General features: G+C 61.8%; 24 protein-coding genes and 2 pseudogenes. 8 read left to right on the forward strand and 18 right to left on the reverse strand.

Going from position 1 to position 24,860, the window contains the following annotated elements; all coding sequences use genetic code 11:
- Positions 1 to 48: 48 nt before the first annotated feature.
- Positions 49 to 1,239 carry a DUF1173 domain-containing protein gene (locus tag H4I97_RS21740; RefSeq protein WP_182307806.1) on the reverse strand — a complete coding sequence of 397 codons (1,191 nt, stop codon included), beginning with the start codon at positions 1,237 to 1,239 and terminating at the stop codon, positions 49 to 51.
- Positions 1,240 to 1,749: 510 nt separating this feature from the next.
- Between H4I97_RS21740 and H4I97_RS21745 the strand changes: the two genes are divergently transcribed.
- Together H4I97_RS21745 and H4I97_RS21750 are read left to right on the forward strand one after the other, a co-directional pair.
- The gene (locus tag H4I97_RS21745; protein ID WP_182307807.1) at positions 1,750 to 2,814 is read left to right on the forward strand and encodes a DUF7146 domain-containing protein; all 1,065 of its coding nucleotides are present in this window, start codon (positions 1,750 to 1,752) and stop codon (positions 2,812 to 2,814) included.
- 364 nt (positions 2,815 to 3,178) lie between these two features.
- Complete coding sequence (locus H4I97_RS21750; RefSeq protein WP_182307808.1) at positions 3,179 to 4,120, forward strand: DUF2493 domain-containing protein; 942 nt, start codon at positions 3,179 to 3,181, stop codon at positions 4,118 to 4,120.
- A 79-nt stretch (positions 4,121 to 4,199) separates the two neighbouring features.
- On the opposite strand, the gene H4I97_RS21755 is transcribed toward H4I97_RS21750, so the two are convergent.
- Both H4I97_RS21755 and parS read right to left on the reverse strand, forming a co-directional pair.
- Entirely contained in the window at positions 4,200 to 4,706 is a 507-nt protein-coding gene (locus tag H4I97_RS21755) for an RES family NAD+ phosphorylase (RefSeq protein ID WP_182307809.1), read from the reverse strand.
- Positions 4,703 to 5,188 carry a type II RES/Xre toxin-antitoxin system antitoxin gene (parS, locus tag H4I97_RS21760; RefSeq protein ID WP_112691241.1) on the reverse strand — a complete coding sequence of 162 codons (486 nt, stop codon included), beginning with the start codon at positions 5,186 to 5,188 and terminating at the stop codon, positions 4,703 to 4,705. Before parS ends, H4I97_RS21755 begins: the two co-directional genes overlap by 4 nt.
- 144 nt (positions 5,189 to 5,332) lie before the next feature.
- Here parS and H4I97_RS21765 point away from each other — a divergent pair.
- Positions 5,333 to 5,961, forward strand: a pseudogene (locus H4I97_RS21765) (plasmid pRiA4b ORF-3 family protein).
- Positions 5,962 to 6,069: 108 nt separating this feature from the next.
- On the opposite strand, the gene H4I97_RS21770 reads toward H4I97_RS21765, so the two are convergent.
- Together H4I97_RS21770 and H4I97_RS21775 are read right to left on the reverse strand one after the other, a co-directional pair.
- On the reverse strand, positions 6,070 to 6,474 hold the full coding sequence (locus H4I97_RS21770; RefSeq protein ID WP_182307810.1) for a type II toxin-antitoxin system VapC family toxin: 405 nt from the start codon (positions 6,472 to 6,474) through the stop codon (positions 6,070 to 6,072).
- The gene (locus H4I97_RS21775) at positions 6,471 to 6,731 is read right to left on the reverse strand and encodes an antitoxin (RefSeq protein ID WP_182307811.1); all 261 of its coding nucleotides are present in this window, start codon (positions 6,729 to 6,731) and stop codon (positions 6,471 to 6,473) included. Before H4I97_RS21775 ends, H4I97_RS21770 begins: the two co-directional genes overlap by 4 nt.
- 326 nt (positions 6,732 to 7,057) lie before the next feature.
- Between H4I97_RS21775 and H4I97_RS21780 the strand changes: the two are divergent.
- Positions 7,058 to 7,318: pseudogene (locus H4I97_RS21780) on the forward strand (type II toxin-antitoxin system prevent-host-death family antitoxin).
- Positions 7,319 to 7,986: 668 nt separating this feature from the next.
- A complete protein-coding gene (locus H4I97_RS21785; RefSeq protein WP_182307812.1) occupies positions 7,987 to 8,310 on the forward strand; it encodes a DUF736 domain-containing protein in 324 nt (107 codons plus the stop codon).
- 201 nt (positions 8,311 to 8,511) lie between these two features.
- Here the strand turns inward: H4I97_RS21785 and traG are convergent, their stop codons facing one another.
- Genes traG through H4I97_RS21800 form a run of 3 tightly spaced genes read right to left on the reverse strand, consistent with a single transcriptional unit; the run spans position 8,512 to position 10,932 of the window.
- Positions 8,512 to 10,419, reverse strand: a complete 1,908-nt coding sequence (gene traG / locus H4I97_RS21790) for a Ti-type conjugative transfer system protein TraG (RefSeq protein WP_182307813.1) — start codon at positions 10,417 to 10,419, stop codon at positions 8,512 to 8,514.
- Positions 10,416 to 10,646, reverse strand: coding sequence for a conjugal transfer protein TraD (locus H4I97_RS21795; protein WP_182307814.1), 231 nt, complete (start codon positions 10,644 to 10,646; stop codon positions 10,416 to 10,418). The genes traG and H4I97_RS21795 overlap by 4 nt, the downstream gene beginning before the upstream one ends.
- Positions 10,636 to 10,932 (reverse strand): TraC family protein, encoded by a 297-nt coding sequence (locus tag H4I97_RS21800; RefSeq protein ID WP_378144365.1) that lies wholly within the window; start codon positions 10,930 to 10,932, stop codon positions 10,636 to 10,638. Before H4I97_RS21800 ends, H4I97_RS21795 begins: the two co-directional genes overlap by 11 nt.
- A 203-nt stretch (positions 10,933 to 11,135) precedes the next feature.
- Between H4I97_RS21800 and traA the strand changes: the two genes are divergently transcribed.
- Both traA and H4I97_RS21810 read left to right on the forward strand, forming a co-directional pair.
- A complete protein-coding gene (traA, locus tag H4I97_RS21805) occupies positions 11,136 to 15,749 on the forward strand; it encodes a Ti-type conjugative transfer relaxase TraA (RefSeq protein WP_182307815.1) in 4,614 nt (1,537 codons plus the stop codon).
- Between the two features lie 234 nt (positions 15,750 to 15,983).
- Positions 15,984 to 17,315 carry an APC family permease gene (locus H4I97_RS21810; RefSeq protein WP_182307816.1) on the forward strand — a complete coding sequence of 444 codons (1,332 nt, stop codon included), beginning with the start codon at positions 15,984 to 15,986 and terminating at the stop codon, positions 17,313 to 17,315.
- Positions 17,316 to 17,353: 38 nt separating this feature from the next.
- Here the strand turns inward: H4I97_RS21810 and H4I97_RS21815 are convergent, their stop codons facing one another.
- Positions 17,354 to 18,136 (reverse strand): helix-turn-helix transcriptional regulator, encoded by a 783-nt coding sequence (locus tag H4I97_RS21815; protein WP_244658821.1) that lies wholly within the window; start codon positions 18,134 to 18,136, stop codon positions 17,354 to 17,356.
- An 87-nt stretch (positions 18,137 to 18,223) separates the two neighbouring features.
- Here H4I97_RS21815 and H4I97_RS21820 point away from each other — a divergent pair, with 87 nt between their 5' ends.
- Complete coding sequence (locus H4I97_RS21820; protein WP_182307817.1) at positions 18,224 to 19,696, forward strand: amidase; 1,473 nt, start codon at positions 18,224 to 18,226, stop codon at positions 19,694 to 19,696.
- Positions 19,697 to 19,812: 116 nt separating this feature from the next.
- Here the strand turns inward: H4I97_RS21820 and H4I97_RS21825 are convergent, their stop codons facing one another.
- From H4I97_RS21825 to ccoO, 9 genes are all read right to left on the reverse strand, one after another.
- The gene (locus tag H4I97_RS21825) at positions 19,813 to 20,145 is read right to left on the reverse strand and encodes a cupredoxin domain-containing protein (RefSeq protein ID WP_182307818.1); all 333 of its coding nucleotides are present in this window, start codon (positions 20,143 to 20,145) and stop codon (positions 19,813 to 19,815) included.
- Positions 20,142 to 20,663: a DUF4142 domain-containing protein gene (locus H4I97_RS21830; protein WP_112691251.1), complete on the reverse strand. Its 522-nt coding sequence runs from the start codon at positions 20,661 to 20,663 to the stop codon at positions 20,142 to 20,144. Before H4I97_RS21830 ends, H4I97_RS21825 begins: the two co-directional genes overlap by 4 nt.
- 84 nt (positions 20,664 to 20,747) lie before the next feature.
- Positions 20,748 to 21,437, reverse strand: coding sequence for an RNA polymerase sigma factor (locus H4I97_RS21835; RefSeq protein WP_182307819.1), 690 nt, complete (start codon positions 21,435 to 21,437; stop codon positions 20,748 to 20,750).
- 162 nt (positions 21,438 to 21,599) lie between these two features.
- Entirely contained in the window at positions 21,600 to 21,992 is a 393-nt protein-coding gene (locus tag H4I97_RS21840; protein ID WP_244658822.1) for a group III truncated hemoglobin, read from the reverse strand.
- Between the two features lie 71 nt (positions 21,993 to 22,063).
- On the reverse strand, positions 22,064 to 22,849 hold the full coding sequence (locus tag H4I97_RS21845) for a DUF2189 domain-containing protein (RefSeq protein ID WP_182307821.1): 786 nt from the start codon (positions 22,847 to 22,849) through the stop codon (positions 22,064 to 22,066).
- Positions 22,850 to 22,864: 15 nt separating this feature from the next.
- A complete protein-coding gene (locus tag H4I97_RS21850) occupies positions 22,865 to 23,074 on the reverse strand; it encodes a hypothetical protein (RefSeq protein ID WP_112691255.1) in 210 nt (69 codons plus the stop codon).
- Positions 23,071 to 23,949 carry a cytochrome-c oxidase, cbb3-type subunit III gene (ccoP, locus tag H4I97_RS21855; protein ID WP_182307822.1) on the reverse strand — a complete coding sequence of 293 codons (879 nt, stop codon included), beginning with the start codon at positions 23,947 to 23,949 and terminating at the stop codon, positions 23,071 to 23,073. Before ccoP ends, H4I97_RS21850 begins: the two co-directional genes overlap by 4 nt.
- A gap of 2 nt (positions 23,950 to 23,951) precedes the next feature.
- Complete coding sequence (locus H4I97_RS21860) at positions 23,952 to 24,122, reverse strand: cbb3-type cytochrome c oxidase subunit 3 (RefSeq protein WP_112691257.1); 171 nt, start codon at positions 24,120 to 24,122, stop codon at positions 23,952 to 23,954.
- A 1-nt stretch (position 24,123) separates the two neighbouring features.
- Complete coding sequence (ccoO, locus tag H4I97_RS21865) at positions 24,124 to 24,858, reverse strand: cytochrome-c oxidase, cbb3-type subunit II (RefSeq protein ID WP_182307823.1); 735 nt, start codon at positions 24,856 to 24,858, stop codon at positions 24,124 to 24,126.
- Between the last annotated feature and the right edge of the window lie 2 nt (positions 24,859 to 24,860).

The following is a 24,860-nucleotide window of genomic DNA, read 5'->3' on the forward strand; positions in this document are numbered from 1 at the left end:
TTTGCCGGGGCTGGACCGATCAGCGCTGCACCTTGGCGGATTTAGCGGTTACGGCAATCTCGGCATGTGGCCGTCGGCTACACGCCAGACCCACGACGCGATCTCGGGCCTTGCGCTGGTCATTTCCGCCACGATGCGCTCGTAATTCTCGTCCGCTGCCGCCGGAACGATGAACATTGCGACGGGTGCCGGTCGCAGGTCCGGTAAGGTGACGGACACAATCGGTCGATCGCGAGTAAGGTTGAAGCGCAGACCCTTGATGCTCTTTCGCCGCAGACCAGACAAGCGCTTCAGAAGCAACTGCTCGTGCACGTTTTCAAACGGAATCCAGTTCTCGTTCACCACCATCACTGCAAGCTCTTCGATGGTCGCGACACCGCAGGCGGAAATCCCGAAGGTGGCGATCAGGATCAGGTGATGGTCTTCACTCGAGCGCCAGAGTTCGAGTTCGGGCTTGAACCTTGCGTTCAATCGCTGCCACGCAGCTTCCTCGATGATCAGCGGAAACGGAAGATGCCGTAACGTGGCGCGTTGACTGTCACGCCCTGGCTTGAATTCCTTGACCTCCGCAATTGTGAGCATCAGCCTGCGCGGTCCCGTTCCGGACGCCTGTGCAGCGGCCAACGTGGCTGTCCGGCGCGTCGCGATGCCCGCCTTGTCGTCCGGGTGGAAAACCTCCGGCACGAACAGAAGCTCACTGAGTTCCTTGCCCTGGACAGTCATCTGTGCGGCGGCACCCAGAACACTCGCGCGCACTCGACCCCAGCCACGCTTGCCTGCCCAGGATGACCTCCACTCGGTCAGTTCCCCCACCTCCCAGAGATAGTGCAGCACTGCCCGCAAAGAGAGCTTCTTCGCCTCGTTTCGTATGGGCGCCTCTGCAGGCTCGATGGGCTGAGAAGGCGTCTTGCGCGATCCTCTCTTCGTAATCGGAAAATCCAGCCTCAGGCTCGCGCGCCCGTCTGCGCCAATCCTGATGGCGCCCCCGACCAGGGGTCCGAGACCCGACAGTTCGTAAGGCGGGTCATAGGACGGGCAGGACGGATCGTGGGCCCGCCCCGAAAGGGGCATGCGTTTGACGATATAATTCCCCTCTACCCGGGCGATGTACATCGGGATCGGCGGCTCCCGGCACAGGCAGTGCGGTCGAGTTTCCTGTTCGTAGGCGCGCGACAGGAACGACTGGATCGCGTTCGGTTCTCCATCGATGATCCTGCCGTCGATCAGAAATCGTCGCATGTCCTTCCTCCTGTTTTCTCCTCGCAGGTCGTGCTTAGGACCAGCGCGCTCCGGCGGGAGGCGTACGACCTTCCGCTATTATACTGCCGTTTATGGGGCAGTATAATGCAATTGGAGGCGCGATGAAGGCTGGTGAAGGCGGCTGAAGGCTATGGGTTTGATTGAACCACGACGAAGTCACGCAAGGAGGGAGAGAGGGGCCGCGGTTTGGGCGGCCAGCCCGGTTTGGAGAGCGCCCGGTGGGCCGCTGACCAGTCGCTCTCGGCAAGGTTTGCCATGACCATGATCCCTCTCCAAGTGCTCGAGCAGGCGCCGAAACGCTCCGCCTACCTGACCCACGCAGTGGGGGCGATGCGCTGCGTCCTCCTGGCGCGTCACTCGTCCCGTTCTCTATGCCAATGCCACCGACCCGACTGCGATGAACGCCGCCGCGCCTCTTACGAAGTTCCCAAGCTTTCGGGAAGCGCGCTGCATGTCGGGCGTGATCGGCCGGCTGTGATGGAGGTTCCCATGCTTTCAGCCTCGCAACTGGCGGACCGCCTTGCGAAAAATGTCGAGGCGGTTTGCCGTCATTATCTCTCGGCCGGTCGTCGTCTCGGCAACTATTGGCTCGTCGGGGACGTTGCCAACAATAGCGGCCGCTCACTCTATGTTCATTTGGCTGGCCCACGTGCGGGTCACTGGACAGATTGCGCGACCGGACAGCACGGTGATTTGCTCGATCTCGTGCGAGAGACCTGCGACCTCGCCAGTTTCCGCGACGTCGCCGACGAGGCCCGACGCTTCCTCAGCCTTCCGCACCCGCCCTTGGTCGACGCTGATCGGCTGCCCTCCCGTGGGAGTAACGTGAACGATCACGTGTCGGCCGCGGCATCTGCGGTCGATCGCGCCAGGCGCTTGTTCCGTATGACACAGCCGCTCGCCGGCACAGTTGCAGACGCCTACCTGCGCGGACGCGCGATCCGGCACGGGGCTTTACACCCGGCCCTGCGCTTTCATCCCTGCTGCTACTACCGGGATCTCGCGACGGGTGTGACGAGCAGTTATCCGGCCGTGATCGCCGCAGTGACCGACGAAGTCGGTGCGATCACGGGCGTTCATCGCACCTATCTCGATAGCGCGGCACGCAAGCCGCGCAGCATCGGCAAAGCCCGGGTCGACACGCCGCGCCGAGCGCTCGGCAGGCTTCTCGGCAATGCGGTCCGCTTTCACTTCCCCCAACATGGCAGCGTTCCGGTGATGGTCGCCGGTGAGGGGATCGAGAGCATCCTGTCGCTTTCGGAGGTGATGCCTGCCATGCCGATGGTTGCCGCGCTGAGCGCCAACCACCTTGCAGCGTTCCGGCTCCCGACTGGATGTATCCGCCTCTACATCGCCACGGACGCGGATGCGGCCGGCCGCCACGGCGTCGAGGGCTTGAGCCGCCGGGCGCAGGCACTCCGAATCGTGCCGCTCGTGCTTAATCCGGAACTCGGTGATTTCAACGAGGACCTGCGTCGGCTCGGTCCTGAACGTCTCACGGCCAGCTTGCGATCGCAACTCGCGCCTGACGACGCCCGGGCCTTCCTACGATGATGAAGCCACTCCTGTCGGTGCGGGCAGGTCGGGCGTGGCGGGGAGGCCGGGTCGGATGGTCGGCGTTTCTGCGGCGCGCCCGCGTGCCTGCCGAGGACGACCCTTACCATACGGCCGTCGGGCCTTCAGCGGGTCAGGCGGGTTTCTTCCCCGCGCCGTTGGCGCATCGGCTGTTCCGAAAACCGGTGCCCGGTTTTCGGGCCGATCGGCGCCGGCGCTCCTCGCGCGACAAGAATCCCTTCTTCCGCCGCCCGGCGCTTCGCTGGGCCGCGGCGCTGAAGCGCCGCGGTTCCGGCCCGCCGCCGTAAGGACAGAGGTCGCCGCCAGGCCGCGAGAGGCGCGGCCGCAACCGACGGAGACCATCATGGACCTGACCCTTCCCGCCGACGACGCCTTTGAACCCCACCACACCTCATCTCCGACCGACCGCTTCATCTACGAGATGCAGATCTACGGGCATCGTCCTTTCCAGGACGAACCGGACCCAAGGCCATTGCCCGAAGAGCCGCTCGTCCAGACGGCCCTGACCGCGGTCTTCGATGCCCTCACCGAGATGCTCGGCGACACGCGTCTGGAGCCCGATCTCGAGGACGTGCTCTGGTCGACCGTCAATCTCTTCCATCGCTCCGGCGAGCGCATCCAGCGCGAGCTTCAGCGCAACGAGGATGCACAGCGAAGCGGACAGAGCGAGCAGGACGGCTCGGAGGTGAAAAGCGTCGAGCTTGAGCGTCTCATCGCCGAGGGGACAACCCTTTTGGAGCGTCGCAACGCCTTCGAGTTCATGCGTGACTATGCCGGCGATCTCTTCGAAGCCCAAACAGGATCTGCATGGCGCCCGCGCACCGGATCGAAGGTCAGTCACGCCAATATGACTGCGGCGATGATCGACAGCCGCGACTTTCTCTCCGCCCGCCGCCGTGCCGAGACCGAGGTGCTGATTCCCGGCGGCACGAAGATCGCCTTCGGCGGCGGCATCGACTACAACGATCACGAACGGATCTGGGCGAAGCTCGACCAGGCCCTCGCCAAGTATCCCGACATGGTGCTGCTGCATGGCGGTTCGCCGAAAGGGGCCGAACGCATTGCGGCCTGCTGGGCCGAGGCGCGCAAGGTGACGCAGATCGCCTTCAAACCGAACTGGGCGAAGCACGCCAAGGCGGCACCTTTCCGGCGCAACGACGAGATGCTGTCGGTCCTACCCGCCGGGGTCGTCATCTTCCCCGGCTCCGGCATTACCGGCAATCTCGCCGACAAGGCGCGTCGCCTCGGTATTCCGGTCTGGCAGGTCGCTGGGGATGGCGCGTGAGCGCCATTTCTTCCGCGCAAGGAAGTGCGGGATGATTGTGCGTTCGCGTCTAGATCGCGTCGACGCAACGTGTATCTGTTCACGCAGCCGGTGGGTGCAATCTCGTGTCGAGCGCAAAAGCCTCCTGAAATTTCAGAGCATAGGCGCCAGTCCCGCTGCCCGGCAGAAAGATCAGGTTCCAGCTATGCGACGACACGGCACTCGGGATCGCGACGAAACGGTGACGTTGAAGCAGATCGTCTCCGAATGCTTGCTGTCCCGCGCCAGGGATGCCCGGGCGGAGCCAATTGGGGTTGGGTAGGCTTGCCGGGTCGACGACATGGACATCGCCGGCATCGGCAATGACAGCCGCTGTCATTATATGCGCAACCGTGTCGAGAGCCCGAAACCCCTTGTGGACCGCGACCTCGAGGATCGCAGTGGCGGGATCGAGCGAGCAGTAGACCGCGCGAACACCCTTGCTGTTCCAGCGGCCGCCCACGCGATAGGCGCCTTCGCCGCTATCCCATGTCGGCGCGTGGACGGCTTGATCGAGCCGCCAGGCGACCAACTCGGTCCCGCCGAGACCGATAGGTAAAAGGCTCATGCATAGACGCCGTATTCGAGACGGTCGAGATGATCCTCAACCAGTTCCACGCCAGCGGGCGTCCCAAGAAGATCGATCGGACGGCGCTGGTCGAGCCCGATCGCAGGCCGCTCCAGCCATTGCTCTGCCTCTGCCTGCGATCCGAAAATATCCGTTGCCTTTGCGAGAATCTCGGCGAATTTCCACGCCCGGCCGCTCTGTTCCTGACTGAGCGGCTTGGAGGGCGTGTCCTTCCGCCGCTGCCAGGTGCGCAGGCTCATGCCCACCGCCTTTTCGAGCGAGTCCGTCTTGCCGATGATGACCAGATGTCCGACAAGGTGATCCAGCGCCGAGGACGGCAGGCCGCGCAAAAGCAACTCATGCGCATCGAGGGGGCTGGTCAGGCTGCGCGCAAGCACGCGCACACCACCAAGCAACGCAGCTACCTTCTGCAGTTCGCTGGTCGTCGCTTCAGGAGCAATTTTCTCTGCAGCAATAGCCATCGGCCAACTCCACGTCATTTGTCGTTCTATATATGACAGTTGACGCCATCAATTTCAAGGCGGCGTGTTGCTGCCCACAGTTACACGGTACACGTTCGGCAGCTTCGACTTGACGTGTACAGGTTGAAATTGTTCACATGCGGCATGTTCAAAACCATCAATGCCGTACAGATTCACGTTTCCCTCGACGAGATCGAGCCGGAGGTCTGGCGTCGACTGGTTTTGCCGGTGCACTGGAATCTCGAGCAAGTGCATCTTGCCATTCAGGCGGCCTTCAACTGGTGGAACTATCACCTGCATGAGTTCCGGATCGGCGGCTTGCGCTACGGCGACGTGGAGCTATTGACCGAAGATGCCTTCGACGACGATTCTCGTGTCTTTGATTTTCGGGAGGTTCGCCTTCGCGACTTCGAGTACGGAGCCATCTTCAACTACCTCTATGACTTCGGCGATAGCTGGTGCCACTCTGTCGCGATCGAGGAATTCAGGGCTCTCGAGGTCGCTCCTAGGCACGGGGTTTGCATCGATGGCGGGCATGCCCGGCCACCCGAAGATGTCGGCAGCGTGCTCGGCTACAAGCGCTTTCTGGAATCATGTCGGACAGAGAGGACCCCGAACACGCGCAAACCAAACGGTGGTGTGGTGGGCATTTCGATCCCGAGTGGTTCGATCTCGCTGTCGTGGACAAGGACGTGCGCAACGCATTGCGCCCGAATGTGAAGCGCCGGCTGTATCAGCCAAAGCCGAGGCGCAGCGAACCGAAAACGGCGTAGATCAGCGCAACTCCACCACGCCCCATTTTTTACTCCGCCGTTAGCATTCAGCCTTGACGGTCAATGACGATGTCGTGGATTCCCTTGCATGGCCCGAACCCGCCGGGCTTAAAGCGACCAGTCTTCCACATGCAGGTTGTCAACCCTGTTGAATTCGCCGACATTGTTGGTGACGAGAGTTAGTCCGCGGGCCTTCGCCTGCCCCGCGATCAGCACGTCATAGGGGCCGATGGGCGTCCCCTTCGCGGCAAGGGCCGCCCGGATTTCGCCTGCGACAAAGGCATCGTTCCGGTCAAACTCAAGGATCGGAAAATCTGCCATAAACAAACGCAAGGTTTCCAGGTTGTGCTGGACCTTCGCGCTTTTCTGCGCTCCGAAATAGAGTTCATACGCGACGACCGTCGGCAGGCCGATACTGCCCTGAGGGCTGTGGAGTACACGGCTTACCAAGGCGTTTGACTTGCGGCCGATCAAGGCAATAACGGTGTTGGTGTCGAGAAGATGCGAGATCACTGAAACACCGCGTCAAGCTCCGGTCGATCCTGCTGTTCAGGCTGCTCGCGCCCGCTCTCCATGAAGTCTTCACTCATGCCGCGGGCCAGCGCTGCTTTCAGCGACGACCACGGCTCGCCCGCCTCGACATGGGGACGGAGAATGAGCGCATCGCCCTCCTGCGTGATCTCCACGCGCTCGACGTTGAAGCGGAATTCCTTCGGCAGGCGGACGGCCTGCGAGTTTCCGGACTGGAATACGCGTGCAAAATGGGGCATAGTTGCCTCCTTTCTGTATCTACTGAGATGTATATACGGCTCGTCGACCGTCAGTTCAAGAAGGACATGTCACTTGATCGCATCGGCGATCCGCCGGATCGGGCTCTGTTTCGCTGGCAAGCCGGCTCCACGAAGCCTGCAAGCAGTCTTCGCGCCTGATGACGTAATGATCCCTTGCGTTGTCCCAGGTCACCGACCTGCCGCATCGCCGAGGCCGTCACGTTTCTGAACCGCTGCAACGCCTTCGTGCTCAGCGCTCTATCCTCCGAGGTTCCTGCACGGCGGGAAAATCTGGATAATGCGGAGGATTAACAGAGGAGTGGGCAATGCGGCAGTCTGCGACACGCGACCTGAGCAAGCACATTGGCGATGTCACCGCCGCCGCCGGCGGCGAGTCCGCTGTGCTCACCCGGCATGGGAAATCCCGGTTCGTGCTGATGAACTACGAGCATTACGAGAGGATGTGAGCCGGTGGAGACCCTCGACGCGGCCATCGTGTCTCCGAGATGCCGGAAGAGCACAAGGAACCCTTCGCCGCGGCGATCGATCGGCTGGCAAACGGCGAAGGGTGTGACGCCGGCCCGTGAGCTCCTGCCCGCGCGAATTCACCGACGTGAAGCGATGTCGGCCGCGGCTGCTCAGGACCGACGGATCGGGGCAGGAGGGCGTCCGTCGAGGAGACTGTGGTCGTGCCGAGACCGGACGGCGGGCGGTATCGTTGAAGATCGCCTGGTCGAGATCAGAGGGATGAGCCTCCCGAGACGTTGCGGCGCCGCTTGTTCGCGATATGGTCACCGCGGTCGTCTCAACGTGCACCCGAGAGATGTGGCGGCCAGTCGACATTCCTTGCTGACCGTGCTTGGCCGGGAAGGCCGAGGGGACATCGGGTCGGACGGTAGGTCCGCAACGGAAGGTGCTGGCAGTCTCTTTCAGTGCCGGACCGGGCGGCCTCAATGGTTTGTCGCCGCTTCGGTTGCACGAGACCATTCCCGTTTCTATGTCGCCCTTTAGGCGACCGTCTGCTTTTGCGGTCAACCCCTGAAGGGGTACGTCTCGACGAAAATTCTGCAAAATTCGATTTTGGTTTGTCATGCGGGCGCCTGGCACTTTCATCCCGCAAGCGGGATGAAAGTGCGCCCGCCTTTTTGGCGGAAAATAGAATTTTGCAGAATTTTCGCCGAGATGACCGCAGCAGATCGGCCGTCTCTTCGCGCGTCATCGGGAATGGTCCCGAGCAAACGAAGGAGACAATACCATGGCCACCACGATCGCAACCCTGACGCAGAAGACCGACGGCACCCTCGAAGGCGTCTTCGCCACCATCCGGGTCAACGCCCTAATCGCCATCGTCCCGAACTCCGCCAAGGCAAGCGAAGAAGCGCCCGACTACCGCGTCATCCACCGCAAGACCGGCTTCGAGATCGGCGCAGCGTGGAACCGCATCGCCCGACAGACCGGCGAGGAATACCTCTCGGTCAAGCTGGAGGCTCCGGAGATCGGCGTCATCTTCGGTAACGTCGCTCCCGCACCCGGCGGTGACCCGAACCGCAAGGTGATCCTCTGGAACAACCCGAACTGAGCCGAAAGCAGCCGGCCCCGCGAAATCGGGGCCGGCCTCGTCGCTTCTACAATTATCCGACGTTGTCGCCACCGGGTCGTCGCCCTTCCCCGGCGATCGCCAACGTCGTCTGCGGGTCGCCCGGGGTTTCCCAAGTTCCGCGCCGGGCGTCGCGGACATCTGACCGTCCGTGCTTTCTGTCACGACTGGCATGGGGCCTCATCACGTGGGGGTGACAAAGCGGCTGGTTTTTGCCGCTTGCTTCATGTCTTTCCGACGGAAATACATGGCTCGGCCGCAGCGGATGGGACTGTGCCCCTGCACGATGATAATCTGTTCGTCCTTGCGCATCGCCTGGGTGATCTCATGCGGCATGATCAACTGTCGGCGTTGGAAGCTCACGCTTTCGGACCTGCGCGATGTGTTCCCCTTTGTCGCCCAGCCGATGCTGCGCGAGCTTCCCTTCACCTCCACCGTCATCTCGCCGCACAGCGCCGAAACATGGCGGGCGGTGTCGAGTGCCTTGATCGCGGCATAGGACGCGAAGGCGCAACCCTCGATCCATGACGTCGCCCCGTCCTTTCCGAAATGTCGCTCCAACTGCGCCACCGACTGGTACATCAACATCATCGTGATGCCATATTTTCGACCACGGTCGCGCGCCTCTTCGAGTAGGCGCATGTAGCCAAGGAGATCTGCTTCATCGAGCATGAAGAGAGCCCGGCGCTCGAAAACGCCGTCCGCCTGCACCATGGTGTTGATCAGGGAGCCGACGATGACGCGCGCGATCCCCGGATAGGAACGAAGGACCGAGGCAGGTATGTTGAGGAAGACGTCCTTTGTGCCGCGGGCGATCTCTTGGGCCTTGAAGGCATTGCCGCAAACGAGCGCCGCATAGGCGTCAAGCGAGAGCCATTGGGTATCCTTCGATGCAGTCGAATAGACACCGCTGAACGTCTGTTCGGTCATGTTGGTGAAGACGCCCAACGTCTCCCGGATGAACGCGGAGGCGGAGTGTTCCTGTATGTCTCGCAGCCTTGCCAGCACCGAGGGCTCCGGCTCGGACACGATTTGGCGCAGACTGCGCAGTGTGCGCTGGCCCGCATATTCGGGTGAGAGCATGACATGTGCCAGCAGACCGGTCAGGAGATTATGGGCCTGGTTCTGGAAATACGAGGCGGTCGAACTTTCCAGCCGCGCGCTTTCAGAAAGCAGCATGTGTGCGATGGCGATGATATCCTCTTCCTTGTGCCGTGACGCTTCTATTCCATCGAGAACGTCGAAACCCATGATCGGGTTCGTCGGATCGAGCACCATGACATCCCGGCCGAGCACCCGGCTGCGGTGCTCAATGACCATCGGAGCGACCTCGGCAGATGAATCCAGGCAAATCAGCGGTCCCGTATAGCGCAGGGCGGTCGGGACGACATTGCTGGTGGTTTTGTACCCACCCGAGCCGGCAAAAAAGAGCATGTGCGTCGAGTCGAAGTCCTGTTTGAACGTCAGCAGCGGGACCTTGCCGCCGCGGCCCCACGTGGTGGGATCGCCCGGGTCGAAGGGCAGTTTATGGACGTTGTCTTTGTCGACGCGATAACGTTCGCCCACGACGATTTCTCCATCTGGCGGAAAAAGGCGTCCGGCCGCCGTCATTGGCAGCCAATCCGCGTCTCCGAACGCCCCGCGCCTCGCTCGCTTTACCGGTTCCCGCACGACTGTGGACAAGCGTGCGGCGATGCCGACCGATATGAAGCCGCCGATCGCACCGATCACGGCGGCCACGTCGAGAAATGAGAGCGCCCGATCCCATGAGACCTCGCCGCTCTCCACGTAGGGCGAGAGTCTGCCGAATTCTCGCAGCCCATAGAATGCTGCCACCGTCAGGAAGCAAACCAGGCTGGTCATTGCGACAGACTTCCGCCTGTGCATGGGCAGGATCGATACGCCCATAAGGCCAGCGAGCGGTCCGAGCAAGAGAGGCGGCAAGGGCGAGGCCCGCAGGAACCAGGACTGCGTGTGTCCGGGCAAGTCGACGGCGAGCCGCGACCAGTGCCACCCGACGACATAGACGGCCAAACCCGTCACGGCGACGGGTAGCAGGAAAACCAAACGTCTCCCTGTCTCCGCCATCATTCGGTCGCCTCCCCGATCGGCGATGATGCCGCCGACGGGTCCGCCTGGAACGCTTCCTGTCCGGCCCTGCGCAGGCGATGATGTTCCGGAGAATCAGGACCGAGCCTTGCCAGTTCGATAAGGCCGCCGAGCAGAAATGCCCGGTCGGCTCGGGCCAGACCCGCCTTGACCACGAGACTGCCAAGCAGCACTCGCTCCCGTGCGGCGGTCGTCCGATCAAGGGTCATGAGGAGCCTCCGCCGGCGCTCCAGTTTCGCCATCTGGCGAGCGATGCGACGAAGTGCTTGGGCTCGACCTCCTTTCCTGTTTGCGAAATCGCGTCGCGATCTCGTCCATGATCTGCTCGACCGCCGCGTCGACGATTTCCATTTCTGCGAGCCCCGTCCTGATAGCCGCACGGGCAAATCGCTCCGCCGATTTAACTATCAGAAGTTTTCGCCTCTCTCTGAGCCGCTCTATCTGTGCCTCGAGATCCGAGATCGATGATTTCGGCCTCATTTCCGTACCCTCCATGACTTCGACAGGATCGATCGCTTCAATTATACTGCCTAGAATAAGCTAGTAAAATGGAATAGTCTAGGCCAGCCAATGAATGGCACGCGACGCTTTCGATGAGGCCGTCTGGCAGAAGGCCGGACCGGAACAACGGGTTCGGTCCGGCGAGGGCGCAATATACGTCGCTGGCGCGACGTGCTCGAAGTGGTCTGGAGACTGTCTTGGCGATCATGTTCGTCAGAGCGCAGGTGATCAGCAGGGGAGCGGGACGCAGCGTCGTCTCGGCCGCCGCCTATCGCCACCGAGCGCGCATGACGGCCGCGCTGACCGGAGAGGCATTCAGCTATCGCGGCGGGTCCCGCGAACTGGCGCATGAGGAGTTGACACTGCCGGATCAGGCGCCGCAGTGGATCAAATCGCTTATCGACGGAAGGCCAGTGGCAAGAGCAAGCGAGGCCTTCTGGAACGCGGTCGATGCCTTCGAAGCGCGGGCGGATGCGCAGCTCGCCCGCGAGGTGATCATTGCTCTGCCAGAGGAACTGACGCGGAGCGAAAACATCGCACTCGTCCGTGACTTTGTCCGTCTCGCCCTCACATCGAAAGGCATGGTGGCCGACTGGGTCTATCACGACAAGGACGGCAATCCGCACATCCATCTGATGACGACCTTGCGGCCCCTGTCGGAGGCTGGATTTGGACCGAAGAAGGTTCCTGTCCTTGGCGAGAACGGCGAGCCGTTGCGCGTCGTCACGCCGGACAGACCAGGCGGGAAGATCGTCTACAAGCTCTGGGCTGGCGACAAGGAAACCATGAAGGAATGGAAGATCGCGTGGGCGGAAACCGCTAACCGTCATCTGGCACTTGCCGGCCATGACATCCGTCTTGATGGTCGCTCCTATGCCGAACAGGGTCTGGAGGGGATTGCCCAAAGACACCTCGGGCCGCAGAAGGCGGCGCTCGCACGCAGGGGCACGGAGATGTACTTCGCGCCCGCCGACCTGGCACACCGGCAGGCGATGTCCGATCGGCTTATGGGCGATCCCGAGCTTCTCCTCAGGCAGCTCGCAAATGAACGTTCCACCTTTAGCGAGAGGGACATCGCCAGGGCGCTCCATCGCTACGTTGACGATCCGGTGGATTTCGCAAACATCCGCGCGAAGCTTATGAGCTCTGAAAGCCTGGTCCTGCTGAGACCTCAGGGGCTTGTCGGCGAAACGGGTCAGGTGAAGGAACCGGCGATCTTCACGACTCGGGAGATCCTGCGCATCGAATATGACATGGCACAGTCGGCGCGCGTTCTGTCGAAGCGCCGTGGCTTTGCGATCTCGGTCGATATGGTCGCCGCCGCGATTACACAGATGGAGCAGGATCCACAAAAGCCTCTCCGTCTCGATCCTGAGCAGATCGATGCCATCCGTCACGTGACGGGTGACCATGCCATCGCGGCGGTCGTCGGCCTTGCGGGCGCAGGCAAGTCGACCCTGCTCTCGGCCGCGCGCATCGCCTGGGAAAGCGACAGCCGTCGGGTGATCGGCGCCGCACTTTCTGGCAAAGCAGCCGAGGGGCTGGAGGAAAGTTCCGGGATCAGATCGCGTACGCTGGCCTCCTTAGAACTGGCATGGGCCGCCGGCCGGGAGAAGCTCAAACGCGGTGACGTCCTCGTAATTGACGAAGCCGGCATGATCTCCTCGCAACAAATGTCACGCGCCGTTGACCTCGTCGCAAAGGCAGGAGCAAAGGTCGTGCTCGTCGGCGACGCCATGCAGTTGCAGCCGATCCAGGCAGGCGCCGCATTCAGGGCAATGACTGAGCGGATCGGCTTTGCAGAACTGTCCGGTGTGCGCCGCCAGCGCGATGCCTGGGCTCGTCACGCATCGCGGCTGTTTGCCCGCGGCAGGGTCGAAGAGGCCCTTGATGCTTATGCTCAACGAGGCCGCATCGTCGAGTTCGAGACCCGCCGCGATGTCATCGAGCGCCTGGTTGCCGACTGGGCCGAAGCCCGCAGCGGTCTCCTCAGGAACTCCGCCGCCTTTGAACATCCAGGCCGCCTGCGCGGTGACGAACTGCTCGTCCTTGCCCACACCAACGATGATGTTCGAAAGCTCAACGAGGCCTTGCGCAACGTCATGATCGGCGAGGGTGCGTTGACTGGCACGCGCCAGTTCCAGACGGCGCGCGGGCTTCGCGAATTCGCTGCCGGTGACCGCCTCATCTTCCTCGAGAATGCTCGCTTCGTCGAGCCGCGGGTGAAATCTCTCGGTCCCCAATACGTCAGGAACGGCATGCTCGGCACGGTCGTTTCGACCGGCGACAAACGAGGCGATCCGCTTCTGACGGTGCGTCTCGACAATGACCGCGACCTGATTATCAGCCAGGACAGCTACCGCAACGTCGATCACGGTTATGCCGCAACCATCCACAAGTCCCAAGGGTCAACCGTGGAGCGGACCTTCGTGCTCGCGACCGGCATGATGGATCGGCATCTGACCTATGTGGCAATGACACGCCATCGCGACCGCGTGGATCTCTATGCCGCGAAGGAAGATTTTGAACCGAAGCGGGAGTGGGAACGAAAGCCCCGCGTCGATCATGCCGCCGGCGTCACCGGCGAGCTTGTGGCGGCCGGACGAGCCAAGTTCCGCTCCACTGAGGAGGATGCTGAAGAGAGCCCTTATGCCGATGTGAAGACCGACGACGGAGCCGTCCACCGGCTTTGGGGCGTGAGCCTGCCGAAGGCGCTCGAGGAGGGTGGCATCTCGATAGGTGACACGATCACACTGCGCAAGGATGGCGTAGAGCGGGTCAAGGTCAAGGTTGCCGTTACCGACGAGAAAACCGGTCAAAGGCGCTTTGAGGAAAGGGAGGTCGACCGAAATGTGTGGACCGGAAGGCAGATCGAAACTGCCCATATCCGCCGGGAGAGGATCGAGCGGGAAAGCCGACGGCCGGTGTTGTTCAAGCAACTTGTCGAGCGCCTCGGCCGATCCGGCGCGAAGACCACGACCTTAGATTTTGAAAGTGAGGAGGCTTATCAGGCGCACGCCCGCGATTTCGCACGGCGGCGAGGGATAGAACAGTTCGCTGCGGCCGTGGCCGGAGTGGACGAAGGCGCTTCTGGACGGCTGACGTGGATTGCGGAGAAGCGGGAGCGGGTGGTGAAGCTCTGGGAGCGGGCGGTTTTTGCGCCTGACCTTGCGATCGAGCGCGAACGGGGTGTCTCGTACGTCGACGAGGAGCGGAGCGCATCCCTTTCGGCCGGTACCCTGCCGGGTGTCAAATATCTGCTCCCGCCCACGACGATTTTTGCGCGCAGCCTCGAGGAGGATGCGCGCCTTGCACAGCTGTCTTCTGAAGCCTGGCAGAGTCGCCAGGCGATCTTACGACCGGTGCTCGCCCGAATCTATCGCGACCCGGATCGCGCGATGTCGACGCTGAACGAGTTCGCCTCGGACACCAGGATTGAGCCGCGCGTGCTTGCCAATGACCTCCGGTCTGAACCAGATCGCCTCGGCCGGTTGCGCGGATCCGACCTGATCGTCGATGGTCGTGCAGCCCGCGACGAGCGCAAAGCCGCGATGGCCGCCGTGTCGGTGATGTTGCCGTTGGCCCGTGCGCACGCGGTCGAGTTCCGCAGGCAGGCAGGACACTTTGCCACCCGCGAGCAGCAGCGGCGCGCGCACATGGCGTTGTCGGTCCCCGCGCTCTCAAAACAGGCAATGGTGCGTCTCGTCGAAATCGAGGCCGTCCGCGAACACGGCGGGAATGATGCCTACAAGACAGCCTTTGCCTATGCCGCCGAGCATCGCCCGCTGGTCCGAGAGCTCAAGGCCGCCGACGAGGCGCTGACCGCGCGCTTCGGCTTCAGCGCCTTCACCGAAAAGGCGCATGCAGTTGCCGAACGCAACATGTTCGAACGGATGCCTAAGGACCTTCGTCCCGAGCGTCGGGAGGCGCTTGTCCGCCTCTTTCGCGCCATAAGGCGCTTTGCCGATGAACAGAAGCTGGCCGAGAGGTACGACCGCGCGAAGGTCGTTGCCGGCGCGAGCATCGCCGCGACGAACGGGCCTGCCAACGTGCTGCCGATCCTTCCTGCCGTGACGGAGTTCAGAACAACGATCGCGGACGAGGCGAGGGAGCGCGCACTCGCCTCAGAGCCTTATCGTGACAATCGGGTCGCGCTCGCCGAGACGGCCAGGCAGATATGGCGCGATCCAGCAGCCGCCGTTGACAAGATCGAGGCCTTGATTGTGAAGGGCTTTGCCGGCGAGAGGATCGCCGCAGCCGTGGCCAACGACCCCTCTGCGTATGGCGCGTTGCGCGGCTCGGGCCGTCTGATGGACCGGTTGCTTGCTTCCGGCGCAGAACGGAAGGAGGCACAGCGTTCTGTCCCACAAGCGAGTGTCCGTCTGCGCGCTCTCGCCTCAGCTTACGTCGGCGCCGTGCACGCAGAGCACCGGGCGGTCACGGAGGAACGACGACGCATGGCCGTTGTCGTTCCCGGATTGTCGCAAGCTGCCGAAGAAGCCCTGCGGACCTTCGCGAGACGAACGAAGGACGAGGCCATAATGCCCCGCGCGTCCTCTGCGCTCCTCGATCCCCAGGTAAGACAGGAGTTGGCCTCCGTCAGTCGGGCACTTGACGAGCGGTTCGGCAACGGCGCGATTCTGCGGGGTGAACGGGAGATCATCAAGCGGGTACCGCCGGCGCAACGTCGGGCTCTTGAGGCGATGCTCGAAGAACTCAAAGCCTTCCAGCAGATCGCGCGGCTGGAAGGCCTTGACAACGTTCCCGATCGTACCGCTCGGCCAAACAGGGGGTATGACATTCGTCGATAACAGGGATGCAGGCCCTTCTTCTCAGGGCGCAAGGTCCCAGTTCATGCGCGTCATCGATTACGGACCTGCCGCCTCCGGCCGACGCCATAGTACTTTGGGGTTATGTTCGATCCAGCGTCGCTCGTTCATCCTCTCCGAAATCAAGAGATGTGGGTGGAGGCCTGCGGTACAGCGGTTGGATTTGCCTTTCGCGGGTGCCGAGAAGATCAACAACAACTCCCTGGGAGGTGGAACATGAATGACGCGATTAAACTAGACCGCGCACTGGGACTGTGGTCCGTCGTGCTCTTCGGTCTTGCCTATATGACGCCGATGATTGTCTTCGGCACGTTCGGAGCCCTTGCGGCCGCGAGCGAGGGCACAACGGCGATGGCCTATCTGGTTGCTGCCGCAGCCATTCTTCTGGCGGCTATCAGCTATGGCGTGATGGCGCGCGTCTATCCCGTCGCCGGATCCGCCTACACCTACGCACGCAAGTCCATCAGCCCGAGCGTCGGCTTCCTCGTCGGATGGGCGGTGTTGCTCGACTACTTCTTTCTGCCAATGGTCATCTGGCTGATCGGTGCGGCCTACCTGACTTCAGCCTTCCCCTCTGTCCCCGCCTATGTCTGGATTGTCGGCTTCATCATACTGACTACGATCGTCAACCTTGTCGGCATCGCCTTTGCAAACCGCGTAAATCTCGTTCTCATGCTGGTGCAGCTTGCGGTGCTCGTCGCTTTCGTGGTCCTTGCGGGGCGCTATGTAATCGCGAGCAATGGCCCCGGTGGCCTCGTCTCGGCAACACCGTTCTTCAAGGCAGGCGTTCCCTTCTCGGCGTCGATTGCGGGCGCTGCAATTGCCGCGTACTCCTTCCTCGGTTTTGACGCGGTCTCAACCCTGACCGAAGAGACCAAGGACGCGAAGCGTACCATGCCGCGAGCGATCCTCATCACGGCGCTTGGTGGCGGCCTGATCTTCGTCACCGCGGCCTATTTTACCCAGCTTGCACATCCCGGCATGGATTTCGTTTCGATCGACGCCGCAGCGAGCGAAATCGCCCGGACGATCGGTGGCGACCTCTTCGTGACCATCTTTCTCGCAACGCTGGTTGTTGCGCAGTTCACCTCCGGGCTCGCCGCTCAGGCGGCCGTCGGTCGCCTGCTCTTTGCCATGGGACGCGACGGTGTCCTGCCGGGCTCGCTGTTCGGGCGCTTGCACAGAAAGTGGCACACGCCGGTCGTGAACCTCGTCCTTGTCGGCGTGGTCGGCTTGCTGGCGCTGACCATGGATGTCACCACCTCCACCTCCTTCATCAATTTCGGCGCATTCCTTGCCTTCACGGCCGTCAATGTCTCGGTCATCGCGCTGTCCATGAAGGGTAATGTACAGGTGAAGCCGCTTGGCGCCTTGATCGGCCTTGTCATCCCGGCGGTGGCTTCGGTCTGCGACCTCTTCCTGCTCTGGAACCTCGACGGGCACGCAAAGCTCCTGGGACTGGCCTGGTTGATGATTGGCCTCGGCTATCTGATCTATCTCACCCGATTCTTCCAGGCAGCCCCTCCCGAGATGAGCTTTGCGGAGTGATCGACCCAGTGCGGCGGCCCGGCCATCAAATGGCCGGGCTATGCCAGGAAGAGGCGAAAGAGCTCGCCCTGGCTGGAGATGTTGAGTTTCGAATATATCTGCCGACGGTGCACCTTGACGGTGTTGGGCGAGAGACCAAGGACGGCGGCAAGCGAGAGGTTGGAATGTCCTTTCAGAATCAGCGTCACGATCTCGAGTTCGCGTCTGGTGAGCCGCGGATGTTCAATCCTCGACACAGGGGTTGCATTCCTGATCTCCAGCAAGAGGGCGGGAGCATCGCGCCAATGACGACTTCCCAGGGTACAGACCAGAGGTGCAGCCGATCGCAAGCACTGAAGGTCTTCTTCGGAAAACGGAGCCGCACGGCCTGTTCGCGACAAGGACAGAACCGCGGTATAGCCGTGGTTCAATCGCAGGACGAAACCGATCTCATCGACGATTGCGGTTGTTGCGTAGTGAAGACGAAAATACTCGGTGCGGGAAAAATCGTCGGGTGCGAGCTCGCGCATCACGATCATCCGCTCGCTGCTGTCGGTACGGATGGCGTCGTAAAAAGGATCGAGCACAAAGGCGCCGGCCAGATAGCGGTCGACGATCAGCGTCCGCTCGGCAACGATCTTGTCATTATAGAGATCAAATGCCCGACCGTCCGATGAGTAGATGAAACCGTTCATCATCTGAAATGGCGAGAGCAGTCTAAGAGAAGCGCCCAGCGCATCCGGAAAACCACGCGAGCCGAGGCAGTCGATCGCCTCCGCAACAAGCGTGTTCCAAGCCTTGAATGTCGGTAAAGAAGCAAGTGGACCGAGCGCCGAACTCACGATTTTTCCCCGATGATTGAATCCGGCAGAAACGTACCCGGCTTCAAGAAGCTCTTCCGATCAAAGTACAACTATTGGACCGTCAGCATGCGCACCATACAAACCACGACCTCCACTGTCGAACATCCGCTGGATCTTCCTGCCTGCGAGATCGCACGCGGCATCCGCGAGCAGCGTTTCAGTGCCGAGAGCGTGGTTGCGGAGTCGATCCGGCGCGCAAAGGCTGTCAGTACCGTGCTGAATCCGTTTGTCGTCATCCGGGAAGAAGGAGCATTGGAGACTGCGCGGGCGGCCGACCGGGCAGTCGAGCGTGGCGAGCCTCTCGGGACTCTGCACGGTGTACCGTTCGCGGCAAAGGATTTGACCCCGACGGCAGGCGATCTGACGACGTTCGGCTCCTGGACCAAGGGCAACTGGGTGCCGGAGGAGACGGCGCTCGTCGTTCGCCGGCTGCAGGAGGCTGGCGGCATCTTGATCGCAAAGACGACGACGCCCGAATTTGCCTATTCAAGCTTCACGCAGAGCCCGCGGTGGGGCGTCACGCGCAACCCCTGGGATCCCGAGCGTACGTCAGGTGGCTCCTCAGGTGGCTCGGCCGTTGCGGTCGCGACGGGCGTGGTTCCTTTTGCCGAGGGATCTGACATGGGCGGGTCGGTGCGCATCCCGGCAGCGCTCAGTGGCACGGTCGGCCTCAAGCCCAGCATCGGGCGTATTCCGATGACCATTCTGCCGAGTGTCTTCGACAATATCTCCCATTTCGGTCCGCTCGCCCGCACGGTTTCAGACGCCGTCTCGTTCATGGAAGCAACCTGCGGGCCGAGCGACGAGGATATCTCGTCTTTGCCGATCGGCTTCGCTTCGCGTCAAGCCAGAGCCGGTTGTCTCGAGGGCAAACGTTTTGCGCTCTCAGTCGACCTCGGCTACTACGCGGTCGAGCCCGAGGTCGAGCGCTTGGTCGGCGATGCCGCAGAAGAACTGCGTCGTGCAGGCGCGACGGTAGAGGTCGTCTCTATGCAGTGGAGCCGTACCGTCAATGACGGATGGTTTGACCTCTGGTGCGTCTTCATGTCGGCCTTCTTCGGCGAGGCGACCAAAGACCGACGACCGCAAATGGATCCTGCCGTCGTGGCAATGATCGAGCGGGGAGTGTCGATGAATGCCACCAGCTACAAACGTATTGAACTGTTGCGCACAGAGATGTGGCAGGACATGGCCAGTCTGTTCAGGACCTTCGATGCATTTCTGTGTCCGACCTGCGCCGTCACCGCACCACGGGTCGGGGAAAACGATGACGATTACGTCGCAACCGGCCCGGACGATCGCTTCGTCGGCCTGGACATGACCTGCCCGTTCAACATGCTCCCACAGCTGCCGGCCCTTTCCCTTCCCGTAGGTCTTGCGGCCAAAGGTCTGCCTGTCGGACTGCAAATCGTCGGACGACGCTTCGCTGACGAAGATATTCTTTCGATTGCCGCAGCTCTTGAGGCGCGGCTCGCGTCTTCCGGAAGGCCTCGATCCCGGACTGCGACCTACGCAATGGCAAGGAGCTTTCAAGGTTAGCGCGGTCGCCCTTCTTTCTACAGAGGAATGCGTCGTTGGCGGCCGAGACTTCTCGGTGTGGAGGGCCGATTTCCAGTTTGCGTTTGCCGGGAGGGTTTCCGGCAAACGCATTTTCCTCAGGCGATGACCTTTATCCGCCCCTTCATGTTCGGGTGCCATCGGCAGAAATAGTCCACGGTGTCACCAGGAGCTACCACGTGTGTCGCCGATTTTCCGGGCGGGATCGGAACCTCCCAGCCGCCCTTGACCGTCGCGGTGTGCGCAAAGGGATCCCGGTTGGTCCATTCGATGGTTTCGCCGACCCTCACGTCGATTTCAGCCGGGGTAAAAGCGAGCTTCTCGACGGTGACATGCACAGTGCCATTGTGCGCTTTGGCCACCGCTCGGACGGCCAACAGCATCGATCCGGCAAGCAGAAGGCTCCTGCGACGGATGAGGGTTGTCGTCATTTCAGTCCTTCCGCAACCTGCTCGGCATGCTGCTCGTGGCCCTGGAAGAGCTTGAGGCCGGTTTCGAGCAGGGCTTTCAACTCGGTGTTCTGTGCCGAGGGGATCAGCACCGTCTCAAGAGCGCCGTTGACCTGCTTATGATAGGCGACCTCGTTCTCGATATAGGCCTTGTCGAAGGCCGCGCCGTCGAGCTTGGCGAGTTCTTCACGTTTGTCTTCGGCGGCCTTGGCGAGCGCCTGGCTGGTGGCATTGTCTTCCGGCGTCACGTTCAGCTTCTTGACGAGTGCAAGTGCCATGTCATTCACCGCCTCGTGGTCCTTCTGCATGGACTCTGCAAAGGCTTTGACTTCCGCATTGGTCGTCTTGGAAAGGGCGAGCTTGGCAGCTTCGACGTCGATCACGCCGGCGCTGTAGGCGATATGAGCAATCTGGGGATCACTCGGCGCGTCGGCGGCCAGGACGAGCGGGGCGGTGAGCATGAGGAAAGCGGCACCTGCCGCGGCGATAAGCGTTTTCATGGGAGTCTCCTTGGCGCCGGCACCTTGCGGGCGCTGTTTTCGGTTGGCACTGCATTTGATGCCGGCCAGCCGTGGAGGTTCCCGCTATTTCGACAGACCCAGCCTTGCGATGACGGTTTCCGTCAGCCGGTCGCAGCGTGTTCCCGCAAAGGGGAAGGCGTCGGTCACGACGGGACCAATCCGCTCCTCCAGACGGATCCTGATCAGCCTGCGAGCGCGATGGAGCCGCGATTTGACGGTGGCGATCGGGATGTCCAGCAGGGACGCGGTTTCCTCGACGCTCAGACCCTCGATGACCCGCGCGACGAAGACGAGGCGGAAGGTTTCGGGAAGGGCGTCGGTCGCCTCCTCAACCAGAATGAGAAGTTGTCGCTGCGCCATGATGCGCTCCGGATCGGCTGTCGGGACGGAGCCCGGGAAGGGAACGATGTCTGCCTCCGCTGATGTTTGCGCGGGTGTCGTGCGCTTCAGGCGCTTCTGCGCGCGCAGCCGCGCCAGCGCGGCATTGAGGGCGATCCGGGAGAGCCATGTCGAAAGGGAAGCTTCCCCTGCAAAACGGCTGAGATTGGAGAACGCGCTCAGATAGGCCTCCTGCAGCGCCTCTTCCGCGTCCGCATTATTGCGGATGACGGCTCGTACCAGCCGGTAAAGGCGTTGGTTGTGCGTGCGAATGATCTCTCTGACGGCCTGCACGTCGCCTGAAATGGCTCGCCGCACGAGGTCGGCTTCGGCCTCGGCGCCGGTGGGAAGCATGGGCATCTGCAAGGATGACATGGGTCTATTCTCCGTTCGTCCGGCATTGGATGCCGACGGTGACGAAAGGTTCCCGCCCTTGCGCGCCTTTCTCGAAGGCACATCGAAAAACGAACGAGATGTTTCGTCGGGAACGAACGCCCGGGGCCCTTTGGTCCTTCGAGGCTCGCGACCGCCACGATGTCACGACAGCGCGTCACGCGAAATCGGAACGATCCGCATGGAATCCTCACCGCGATGAAAGGCAATTGCAAGACGAAAGGAGTGGGCGATGCGAAGCGCCCGATCAAGAAACAGATTTGCCACCTCAGGTGGGCAGAGCTGGTCGACCGTGTCTCGAAACAGCGACAGCCATCGACGGAAGTGCTCCTCCGCCAATTCGGGGATGGCAAGATGCGGCGGCAGCGGGCGGCCCTCATACCTGTCGGTGCGAAGAAGTGTGGCGGACCAGAAGGCGCACATCTTGTCGAGGTGCGCTGGCCAGTCTTGCGGTGGGATGGCTCCGTCGAAGATCGGTGCCAGCAGTTCATCCTTGCGGATCCTGTCGTAAAAGCCGTGGACAACGGAATGGATCATCGCTTCGTCAAGCACGGCTGGGAGCGGCTTCCCGTCAATGACGATCGTTCGTTCAGGAGTGGGGCGACCTCTCATCGAATTGCCTTGTAGCTGTGCCACGTGCCATGGCCGAGCAGCGGAAAGATGATGATGAGCCCCAGAAGTCCCGTCACGATGCCAATGGCGCTCAATGCCAGCACGATTGCGCCCCAGACGAGCATGACGGGCAGATTGCGGAAGACGAGTGAGATGCTCGTGCCCATCGCCGTGAAAGCGTCCGTCCGTTCGGCCAGTAGCATCGGGATGGCGAATGTGCTGATGGCGAAGGAGAAGGCGGCGAAAAGCCCGCCGACCACAGTGCCGACGAAGATCATCCCCAGACCTTCGGTCGTACTGAAGAGCATTGTCACAATACGGTCCAGACCCGGGAAGGGGCGCAATCCCATGAAGAGGGCATAGATGATAACCGCTGCGCGCATCCAGACCAGCATCAGCAGGCAGAGGATCGCGCCCGTGTACCAGACCTGTGCACCGGACGCAGCCTTTACCAGGACCATGCGTGCGAGGCTGGGGCGAACACCCTCTTCGATATCCCGGCTCTTGCGATAGAGACCGATGGCGACCAGAGGGCCCACCACCATGAAGCCCGCGAGAGCCGGAAAGAGGATGTAATCGAGCTGAAAGCGAAAGAGGCACCAGACGATCGCAAGCGAGAGCAGGAAGACTGCAAAGCCGTAGAGGAGGCTCGGAAGAGGATTACGCCAGAGGTCGCGCCAACCTTCTGAAAGCCAGCCGAAGGCCGCCCCGGCGGGCAGGTGACGTCGCCGTTGCTCGGCGAGAGGTATGCTCGTGTGGGCGGTTTTTTGGGTCGTTCCCATTTGTTCTTGCTCCTCTCAGCAGGCTGACGCTGCGGCACGATATGTGCCGTCGCTACCTTCCGCCTTCAGGTGATCCACGCATTCGGGCTGACTGCCAGTTGCGACGTGGACGAGATGGACATTTGCCCCGACAAAGACGAGTGCACCCATGCCGACAAGCAGCCATGAGACGATCCGCCAGTTGAGGCGCTCGGACAGCTCAGTCTTCTCCATGGCCTTGCTCATTGGCGGTCTTCTCCGAGTGTGCCGACATAAAGCGCCAGCAGCTTCATATCGACCGGGGAAAGCCGATCTTCCCAGCTCGGCATCTGGCCTTGTCGCCCGGAATAGATCGTGGTGAAGACAGTTTGTGCATCGCTGCCGTAGATCCATGTTTTGTCGGTGAGATTCGGTGCGCCGATATCGGTGCTTCCGCCTGCGTCCTCGCCGTGACAGGCCGTGCAGTTCTCCGAAAAGATCTCCTTGCCGGTGTCGATCAGGGCCTTGTTGTCGTCACTCATCGGCAGGCCGGAGAGAGAGCGGACGTAAGCCGCGACGGCACGGACCTGCTCACGCTCAAGCGTCCCGTCGCGACCGAAAGCCAGCATCTGCGAGCTCCGTGTGTCGGAATGTGCGGAGTTGATGCCGACGCGGATCGTATCGAGGATGGTTTCCGGTTCGCCACCCCAAAGCCAGGCTTTGGCCGAAAGGTTCGGAAACCCAGGTCCACCGGTGCCTCGCGTTCCGTGACAAGCGGCGCAATTGTCGATGAAAAGCGTGCGACCTGTCTCGCGCACATGCTGCATCAGCTCGGGATTGGCCGCGATTTCACCAAGGCTTGCTTCGGCAATGCGGTCCGTCCATGCGGCCCGGAGAGCCGCGGCATCCTCGACCTGTTTGGTGACGACCTTGCGCTGGTCTATGCCGAGCAGGCCTTTCGTATAGGTCACCCCCAGAGGCCAGGCGGGCATCAGTATCCAGTAACCGATCGCAATAAGCGTGGTGGCGGCAAGGAAGAACAGGACGACACGTGGGATCGGCGTTTCGAGCTCCTCGATGCCGTTCCATTCGTGTCCCGTCGTGTATCGCCCCGTGGCGGAATCGTGTCTCTCTTTGGCCATACTCAGTCTCCCGGCCGATCGTCTTTGTCGAGGATGCTATTCTTCGCGCGATCAAAGCGCTTCCGGTTACCGGGCCAGAGTGCGTAGATCAGAATGGCGAGCGCCATTGCGACGAGATAGAAGAGCCCCCAGCTTTTCGCAAAGGCGACGACGCTGTTGTGGTCCAGCTCCACGTCAGTCCTCCTTCACTGCGGTTTCCTCCCGCGCCGCCTGCGTCAACTGGCCGACGACTTGGAGGTAGGCGACGAGTGCGTCCATTTCGGTCAGCACACCCTGATTGCCGTCGAAGGTGCGCACATTGGTCGCCTCGCCGTAGCGTTCCGTCACGCCGGATGATTCAGGGCTGTCCGGTGCTGCCTGGCCTCTGGCGTCAGCCGTTGCATTTTCGATCATCGCGTCCGTGTAGGGCACTCCGACCGCGCGCTGAGCCGCGAGGTGTTCACCGAGATCATCGATCCGAAGCGCATTCCTCTTCAGCCAGCCGTAGCGGGGCATCACTGATTCCGGCACGACGTCACGTGGATTGAGGAGATGCGCCACGTGCCAGGCGTCGGAGTATTTGCCTCCGAGACGGGCAAGATCAGGCCCTGTCCGCTTTGAGCCCCACAGCATAGGGTGATCATATTTCGACTCCACGGCGAGAGAGTACGGCCCGTAACGTTCCACCTCGTCGCGCAAGGTCCGGATCATCTGTGAGTGGCAGGCGTAACAGCCTTCGCGGATATAGATGTTGCGACCGGCGAGCTCGAGTGGGGTGTAGACACGCATGTCTGGCGCCGCCTCGACCGTCTCATGAATGGTAAACAGCGGGGCGATTTCGACGAAACCGCCGATCGAGGCGACGCCGACGATCGCCAGAACGAAGCCGACCGCGTTGCGTTCGATCTTGCGATGGAAAAACTCCTTCATGC

The sequence above is a fragment of the Ciceribacter thiooxidans genome (genome assembly GCF_014126615.1).
In the GTDB taxonomy this organism is placed as follows: domain Bacteria; phylum Pseudomonadota; class Alphaproteobacteria; order Rhizobiales; family Rhizobiaceae; genus Allorhizobium; species Allorhizobium thiooxidans.

What these genes read in the sequence shown, in the direction of transcription:
- H4I97_RS21740 (WP_182307806.1), bottom strand. Translation starts at nt 1,239, where the DNA reads ATGCGACGATTTCTGATCGACGGCAGGATCATCGATGGAGAACCGAAC.
- H4I97_RS21745 (WP_182307807.1), top strand. Translation starts at nt 1,750, where the DNA reads ATGCTTTCAGCCTCGCAACTGGCGGACCGCCTTGCGAAAAATGTCGAG.
- H4I97_RS21750 (WP_182307808.1), top strand. Translation starts at nt 3,179, where the DNA reads ATGGACCTGACCCTTCCCGCCGACGACGCCTTTGAACCCCACCACACC.
- H4I97_RS21755 (WP_182307809.1), bottom strand. Translation starts at nt 4,706, where the DNA reads ATGAGCCTTTTACCTATCGGTCTCGGCGGGACCGAGTTGGTCGCCTGG.
- parS (WP_112691241.1), bottom strand. Translation starts at nt 5,188, where the DNA reads ATGGCTATTGCTGCAGAGAAAATTGCTCCTGAAGCGACGACCAGCGAA.
- H4I97_RS21775 (WP_182307811.1), bottom strand. Translation starts at nt 6,731, where the DNA reads ATGCCCCATTTTGCACGCGTATTCCAGTCCGGAAACTCGCAGGCCGTC.
- H4I97_RS21785 (WP_182307812.1), top strand. Translation starts at nt 7,987, where the DNA reads ATGGCCACCACGATCGCAACCCTGACGCAGAAGACCGACGGCACCCTC.
- traG (WP_182307813.1), bottom strand. Translation starts at nt 10,419, where the DNA reads ATGATGGCGGAGACAGGGAGACGTTTGGTTTTCCTGCTACCCGTCGCC.
- H4I97_RS21795 (WP_182307814.1), bottom strand. Translation starts at nt 10,646, where the DNA reads ATGACCCTTGATCGGACGACCGCCGCACGGGAGCGAGTGCTGCTTGGC.
- H4I97_RS21800 (WP_378144365.1), bottom strand. Translation starts at nt 10,932, where the DNA reads ATGGAGGGTACGGAAATGAGGCCGAAATCATCGATCTCGGATCTCGAG.
- H4I97_RS21810 (WP_182307816.1), top strand. Translation starts at nt 15,984, where the DNA reads ATGAATGACGCGATTAAACTAGACCGCGCACTGGGACTGTGGTCCGTC.
- H4I97_RS21820 (WP_182307817.1), top strand. Translation starts at nt 18,224, where the DNA reads ATGCGCACCATACAAACCACGACCTCCACTGTCGAACATCCGCTGGAT.
- H4I97_RS21825 (WP_182307818.1), bottom strand. Translation starts at nt 20,145, where the DNA reads ATGACGACAACCCTCATCCGTCGCAGGAGCCTTCTGCTTGCCGGATCG.
- H4I97_RS21830 (WP_112691251.1), bottom strand. Translation starts at nt 20,663, where the DNA reads ATGAAAACGCTTATCGCCGCGGCAGGTGCCGCTTTCCTCATGCTCACC.
- H4I97_RS21835 (WP_182307819.1), bottom strand. Translation starts at nt 21,437, where the DNA reads ATGTCATCCTTGCAGATGCCCATGCTTCCCACCGGCGCCGAGGCCGAA.
- H4I97_RS21840 (WP_244658822.1), bottom strand. Translation starts at nt 21,992, where the DNA reads ATGATCCATTCCGTTGTCCACGGCTTTTACGACAGGATCCGCAAGGAT.
- H4I97_RS21845 (WP_182307821.1), bottom strand. Translation starts at nt 22,849, where the DNA reads ATGGGAACGACCCAAAAAACCGCCCACACGAGCATACCTCTCGCCGAG.
- H4I97_RS21850 (WP_112691255.1), bottom strand. Translation starts at nt 23,074, where the DNA reads ATGAGCAAGGCCATGGAGAAGACTGAGCTGTCCGAGCGCCTCAACTGG.
- ccoP (WP_182307822.1), bottom strand. Translation starts at nt 23,949, where the DNA reads ATGGCCAAAGAGAGACACGATTCCGCCACGGGGCGATACACGACGGGA.
- ccoO (WP_182307823.1), bottom strand. Translation starts at nt 24,858, where the DNA reads ATGAAGGAGTTTTTCCATCGCAAGATCGAACGCAACGCGGTCGGCTTC.